The following is a 6271-nucleotide window of genomic DNA, read 5'->3' as shown; positions in this document are numbered from 1 at the left end:
CGCGGAGGGAGCGGGGCGCGGAGGGTGCCAATGGGCCGACGAGGGAGGGGCGATGCGATGAGCCACCCCCACCCCGGCCCTCCCCACAAGGGGGAGGGCGCGCGCCCTTTCGGGTCGCGCCGCGCCACGGCTGATCGGCCCAATGCTTGCAAAGCAGACGTCGGATTCTTCGGAAGGTCGAAAACATGCTCGGTGACTATTCCCTCGGAGATCTCGGCGCGATCTTCGCGATGCAGGGTTTCGCCGGCCTGATCCTGTTCTCGGTCTACGTGCTGATGGCGCTCGGCCTCGCGGTCATCTTTGGCCAGATGGGCGTGATCAACATGGCGCATGGGGAGTTCATGATCCTCGGCGCCTACGTCACCTATCTGTGCTCGACCTTCTTCCAGACCCACCTGCCCGGCCTGTTCGGTATCTACTTCTTCGTGGCGATGATCCTGGCCTTCCTGGCCTCGGGAGCCCTCGGGATGATCGTCGAATGGACGCTCATCCGGCATCTCTACAAGCGCCCCCTCGATACGCTGCTCGCCACCTGGGGCCTGTCGCTGATCCTGCAGCAGGCCTACCGCACCATCTTCGGGGCCCGCGAAGTCGGCGTCGAGCTGCCCTCCTGGCTCATCGGTTCGGTCCAGGTCACCGACACGATCGAGGTGCCGATCAACGGCCTTTTCGTGATGGCGATCACGACTCTCATCACCGTCGGCGTCGGCCTGCTGATGTACCGCTCGCGCTTCGGCCAGCAGGTGCGTGCGGTGATGCAGAACCGCCCCATGGCCGGCGCGGTCGGCATCGATACCGAGAAGGTGGATCGCTACACGTTCGGCCTCGGCTGCGGCATCGCCGGTGTGGCCGGCTCGGCCTTCACCATGATCGGCTCCACCGGGCCGACATCGGGCCAGCTCTACATCGTCGACACCTTCCTGATCGTCGTCTTCGGCGGCGCGGCGAGCCTGCTCGGCACCATCGCCTCGGCCTTCTCGATCTCGCAGACCCAGTCGACCCTCGAATTCTTCCTGTCCGGCTCCACCGCCAAGGTTCTGACGCTGCTCGCCGTCGTCGGGATCCTGATGGTTCGCCCGCAGGGTCTGTTCACCCTCAAGGTCCGGCGCTGAGGAGGCCATCCCGATGACAAGCCCCGTCCAGACCCTGTCGAAGTCGCTCACCGTGAACGACAATCCCTTCATGAAGCCGATGGAGTGGGTGAGCCTCGCGCTCCTCGCCGGCCTCATCCTCTTCGTCCTGCCGGCGACCCTCGACGCGTTCCGCCTCAACCTCGTCGGCAAGTATCTCACCTACGCCTTCGTGGCGCTGGGCCTCGTCATGTGCTGGGGCTATGCCGGCATCCTGTCTCTCGGACAGGGCGTGTTCTTCGGGCTCGGCGGCTATTGCATGGCCATGTACCTGAAGCTCGAAGCCTCCAGCGTCGAGAACACCAAGATCCAGTCGACGCCGGGCATCCCGGACTTCATGGACTGGAACCAGATCACCGAACTTCCCCTGATGTGGAAGCCGTTCCAGAGCCTGCCGCTGACGCTGATCCTCGTCGTGGCCGTGCCGGTGTTCTTCGCCTTCATCATCGGCTTCGCGATGTTCACCCGCCGGGTCGGCGGCACCTACTTCGCCATCATCACCCAGGCCATCGCCGCCATCCTGACGATCCTCATCGTCGGCCAGCAGGGTTATACCGGCGGCATCAACGGCATCACCGACCTGCGGACCCTGCACGGTTGGGACATCCGCACCGACAGCGCGAAGTTCATCCTCTACTTCGTCAATGGCGGCCTGCTCCTCGGCTGCATCCTGGCGGCGCAATACGTGAAGAAGGCCAAGCTCGGGCGCATCCTCCTCGCCATGCGCGACAAGGAGGACCGGGTCCGGTTCTCGGGCTATTCCGTGGCCGGGTTCAAGGTCTTCGCCTTCTGCCTCGCGGCCGGCTTCGCCGCCATCGGCGGCGCGATGTTCACCCTGCAGGTCGGGTTCATGTCGCCGTCCTTCGTCGGCATCGTGCCCTCCATCGAGATGGTGATCTACGCCGCCGTGGGCGGGCGCCTGTCCCTGTTCGGCGCCGTCTGGGGAACGCTTCTGGTCAACTGGGCCAAGACCACCTTCTCGGAGAGCTTCCCCGAACTCTGGCTCTTCGGCCTCGGCGCCCTGTTCATCGCCGTCGTGCTCGCCTTCCCCAACGGCTTGGCCGGCATCTACCGCAGCTATGTCGAGCCGCGCCTGACCCGCAAGGTCAAGGCCCTGGCGCCGGTGGGTGCGCCCGTCCCCCACGGCACCCCCGCCGAATAGGAGCGAGACTGACGATGAACGCCGCCATCCTGAGCTCGCCGATCATCGGCGAATCCCCCGACGCGAAGGACTTCCTCCTCTCGGTGGAAGCCCTCACCGTCTCCTTCGACGGCTTCAAGGCGGTGAACGACGTGTCGTTCTACGTCGATCCCAACGAGATCCGCGTCATCATCGGCCCCAACGGCGCCGGCAAGACCACGGTGCTCGACCTGATCTGCGGGCGCACCAAGGCCAGCGCCGGGTCGATCAAGTTCAAGGGCCAGGAACTCACCAAGATCTCGGAGAGCGCCATCGTCCAGGCCGGCGTCGGCCGCAAGTTCCAGACGCCGTCGATCTACGACGACCTCACGGTGTTCGAGAATCTGGAGATCTCGTTTCCCCGCGGCCGCACGGTGTGGGGCGCGCTGACCTTCAAACGCGATGCCGAGGTCCGCGACCGCATCCACGAAGTCGCGACCATGATCTTCCTGAAAGATCAGCTCAAAGAGCGGGCCGAGTTCCTCAGCCACGGCCAGAAGCAATGGCTCGAGATCGGCATGCTGCTGATCCAGGACCCCGAACTCCTGATGCTTGACGAGCCGGTGGCCGGAATGAGCGTCGGCGAGCGCATCAAGACCGCCGAACTCCTCAACCAGATCATCGTCGGCCGCTCGGTGCTGGTGATCGAGCACGACATGAAGTTCGTCGAGGACATCGCCCACCGGGTCACCGTGCTGCACCAGGGCAAGGTGCTCTCCGAAGGCTCGATGGAGCGGGTGAAGAACGACCCGAAGGTCATCGAAGTCTATCTCGGCCACTGAACAGGACCGGCGCCATGCTTCAGACCAGTTCCGCCTCGGCTACCCTCCCGCCGGCGCCCGCTCTCGGGGCTCAGCCGATGCTGGCGATCCGCGACCTGCACTCGGCCTACGGCCAGAGCGAGGTGCTGCACGGCCTCGACATCAGCATCGCACCCGGCGAGATCGTCGCCGTGATGGGCCGCAACGGCATGGGCAAGACCACGCTGATGAAGACCCTGATGGGGATCGTCCCAGTGAAGTCCGGCACCATCACCGTCGACGGCCGGGACATCACCGCCCTCAAGAGTCACCAGCGCGTGGCGGGCGGCCTCGCCTATGTGCCGCAGGGTAGGATGATCTTCTCGGCCATGACGGTGCAGGAGAATATCGAGACGGGCCTGACCGTCACCAAGGAGCGCAAGGTTCCGCAGGATCTATACACGATGTTCCCGGTCCTGCTGGAAATGAAGGCAAGACGCGGCGGCAACCTTTCCGGCGGCCAGCAGCAGCAACTGGCCATCGCGCGGGCGCTGGCCAGCCGGCCGAAGGTGCTCCTCCTCGACGAGCCGACCGAAGGTATCCAGCCCTCGATCATCCGGGAGATGGGACGGACCCTGAAGAAGATCCGCGACGAGCGCGGCCTTTCCATCGTGGTCTCGGAGCAGGTGCTGAGCTTCGCCCTCGACGTCGCCGACCGGGTCCTCGTCATCGAAAACGGCAACATCGTCCACGAGGCGATGCGGGCCGATATCGACGAGGCACAGGTCGCCCGCTTCCTCTCGGTCTGATCGCCGGGGCAGCATCCGCCCGCCGTTCCGCAACACAGCTCCAGGGAGCCCCCATGGCGGATTACGAGATCTTCGAACTCGGCGACTATGTGCTCCAATGCGGTAAGACGCTGCGCAAGGCCAAGCTCGCCTTCAAGACGTTCGGCACATTGAACGCGGCCAAGGACAACGCCATCGTCTATCCGACCTGGTATTCGGGCCAGCACACGGAGAACGAATGGTTGATCGGGCCGGGCAAGGCCCTCGACCCGGACAAATACTTCATCATCATCCCGAACATGTTCGGCAATGGGCTCTCGTCCTCGCCGAGCAACACGCCGGCCCCCTGGGACGGGCCGCGCTTTCCCAATGTGACGGCCTACGACAACGTCGTGGCCCAGCACCGCCTCGTCACCGAGCATTTCGGCATCGAGACGCTGGTGCTGGTGACGGGCTGGTCCATGGGTGCGCTCCAGACCTACCATTGGGGCGCGCTCTATCCCGACATGGTCCCGCGCATCCTGCCGTTTCAGGGTTCGGCCAAGTGTTCGCGGCACAACTTCGTTTTCCTCGAAGGGGCGAAAGCCGCCCTGCAGGCGGACGCCGCTTTCGCGGAGGGCTGGTACACCTCGCCGCCGAACAAGGGGCTGCGCGCCTTCGGCCGGGTCTATGCCGGTTGGGGCCTGTCGCAGACCTTCTACCGGATCGAAGCCGACCTGACCCATATGGGCTACGCGTCCCTGGAGGATTTCCTCGTCGGGTTCTGGGAAGGCCTGTTCTACACCCGCGATGCCAACGATCTGCTGGCCATGCTCTGGACCTGGCAGAACGGCGATATCGGCGCCAATCCGGTCTTCAAGGGCGATACCAAGGCTGCGCTTGCCGCGATCCGCGCCAAGGCGATCCTGATGCCGGCCTCCACCGACCTGTACTTCCCGCCGGAGGACAACCGGATCGAGGCGGAATCGATGCCGAACGCCGAGTTGCGGGTCATCGAGACCTGGTGGGGCCATTTCGCCGGCGGCCCCGGCACCAGCCCCGACGACATCGCCACGCTCGACGCCGCGCTCAAAGAGCTGCTCGCGAGCTGAACGCCGGGCCGCGCCGCCAAGGGCGCCGCCGGCCATCGTCTACGGCCCGCCGGATGAGCCGGCCGGCCCAAACGGGGCGCACGCCCCGGTCACGCCAGAGGGAGTCGAACAACGATGGCTGAGACCCTGATCAAGGTCGACCTGACGCAGTCGGCCTACGACAACGACATGGTCCACAATCGCTGGCACCCGGACATTCCGATGGTGGCCATGGTCAAGCCCGGCGACGACTTCATCGTCGAAACCTATGACTGGACCGGCGGCTTCATCAAGAACAACGATTCCGCCGACGACGTGCGCGACATCGACCTGTCCATCGTCCACTTCCTCTCCGGCCCCATCGGCGTCGAGGGCGCGGAGCCCGGCGATCTCCTGGTGGTCGATCTCCTCGATATCGGCGCCAAGCCCGAGAGCCAGTGGGGCTTCAACGGCTTCTTTTCCAAGAAGAACGGCGGCGGCTTCCTCGACGAACACTTCCCCCAGGCGCAGAAGTCGATCTGGGATTTCGAGGGCATGTTCACCAAGTCGCGCCACATCCCCGGCGTGCGGTTCCCCGGCCTGATCCATCCCGGCCTGATCGGCTGCCTGCCCGATCCGAAGATGCTGGACACCTGGAACACCCGCGAGAAGGCGCTCTACGACACCAATCCCGGCCGGGTGCCGGCGCTCGCCACCCTGCCCTTCGGCCCCACCGCCCATATGGGCCGGCTCAAGGGCGAGGCGAAGGACAAGGCCGCGGCGGAAGGCGCCCGCACGGTGCCGGGCCGCGAGCATGGCGGCAATTGCGACATCAAGGATCTGTCGCGCGGCTCGAAGATCTACTTCCCCGTCTACGTTCCGGGCGCCGGCCTCTCCATGGGCGACCTGCATTTCAGCCAGGGCGATGGCGAGATCACCTTCTGCGGCGCCATCGAGATGGCGGGCTGGGTCCATCTCAAGGTCAGCCTGATCAAGGACGGCATGTCGAAATACGGGATCAAGAACCCGATCTTCAAGCCGTCGCCGATGACGCCCAAATTCGACGATCACCTGATCTTCGAGGGCATCTCCGTCGATGAATACGGCAAGCAGCATTACCTCGACGTGACCGTGGCCTACCGCCAGGCCTGCCTCAACGCCATCGAATACCTGAAGAAGTTCGGCTATTCGGGCGCCCAGGCCTATTCGATCCTCGGCACCGCCCCGGTCCAGGGCCACATCTCCGGCGTCGTCGACATCCCCAACGCCTGCGCCACGCTCTGGATTCCGACGAAGATCTTCGACTTCGACATCAATCCAGGTGCGGACGGGCCGATCAAGCATATCGACGGCTCGATCCAGATGCCGCTCTCGCCGGATCTTT

6 protein-coding genes are annotated in these 6271 nt (G+C 64.9%); all 6 read left to right on the top strand.

Annotated features, from left to right (window positions below):
• Positions 1 to 185 precede the first annotated feature (185 nt).
• The gene (urtB, locus tag IPV08_RS24130) at positions 186 to 1112 is read left to right on the top strand and encodes an urea ABC transporter permease subunit UrtB (protein ID WP_207414358.1); all 927 of its coding nucleotides are present in this window, start codon (positions 186 to 188) and stop codon (positions 1110 to 1112) included.
• Positions 1113 to 1125: 13 nt separating this feature from the next.
• Entirely contained in the window at positions 1126 to 2292 is a 1167-nt protein-coding gene (gene urtC / locus IPV08_RS24125; protein WP_207414355.1) for an urea ABC transporter permease subunit UrtC, read from the top strand.
• Between the two features lie 14 nt (positions 2293 to 2306).
• Positions 2307 to 3092, top strand: a complete 786-nt coding sequence (gene urtD / locus IPV08_RS24120) for an urea ABC transporter ATP-binding protein UrtD (protein WP_018041704.1) — start codon at positions 2307 to 2309, stop codon at positions 3090 to 3092.
• 77 nt (positions 3093 to 3169) lie between these two features.
• Entirely contained in the window at positions 3170 to 3859 is a 690-nt protein-coding gene (gene urtE / locus IPV08_RS24115) for an urea ABC transporter ATP-binding subunit UrtE (protein ID WP_207414360.1), read from the top strand.
• A gap of 53 nt (positions 3860 to 3912) precedes the next feature.
• Complete coding sequence (locus IPV08_RS24110) at positions 3913 to 4929, top strand: alpha/beta fold hydrolase (RefSeq protein WP_207414353.1); 1017 nt, start codon at positions 3913 to 3915, stop codon at positions 4927 to 4929.
• A gap of 114 nt (positions 4930 to 5043) precedes the next feature.
• Positions 5044 to 6271: formamidase (gene fmdA / locus IPV08_RS24105; RefSeq protein ID WP_056422266.1), on the top strand; the 1228-nt coding region annotated here is incomplete at its 3' end.

The sequence above is a fragment of the Methylobacterium sp. SD274 genome, assembly GCF_017355285.1.
Lineage (GTDB): Bacteria > Pseudomonadota > Alphaproteobacteria > Rhizobiales > Beijerinckiaceae > Methylobacterium.
Note: the sequence above shows the minus strand (reverse complement) of the source record. Positions and strands in the feature narration are given on the sequence as shown.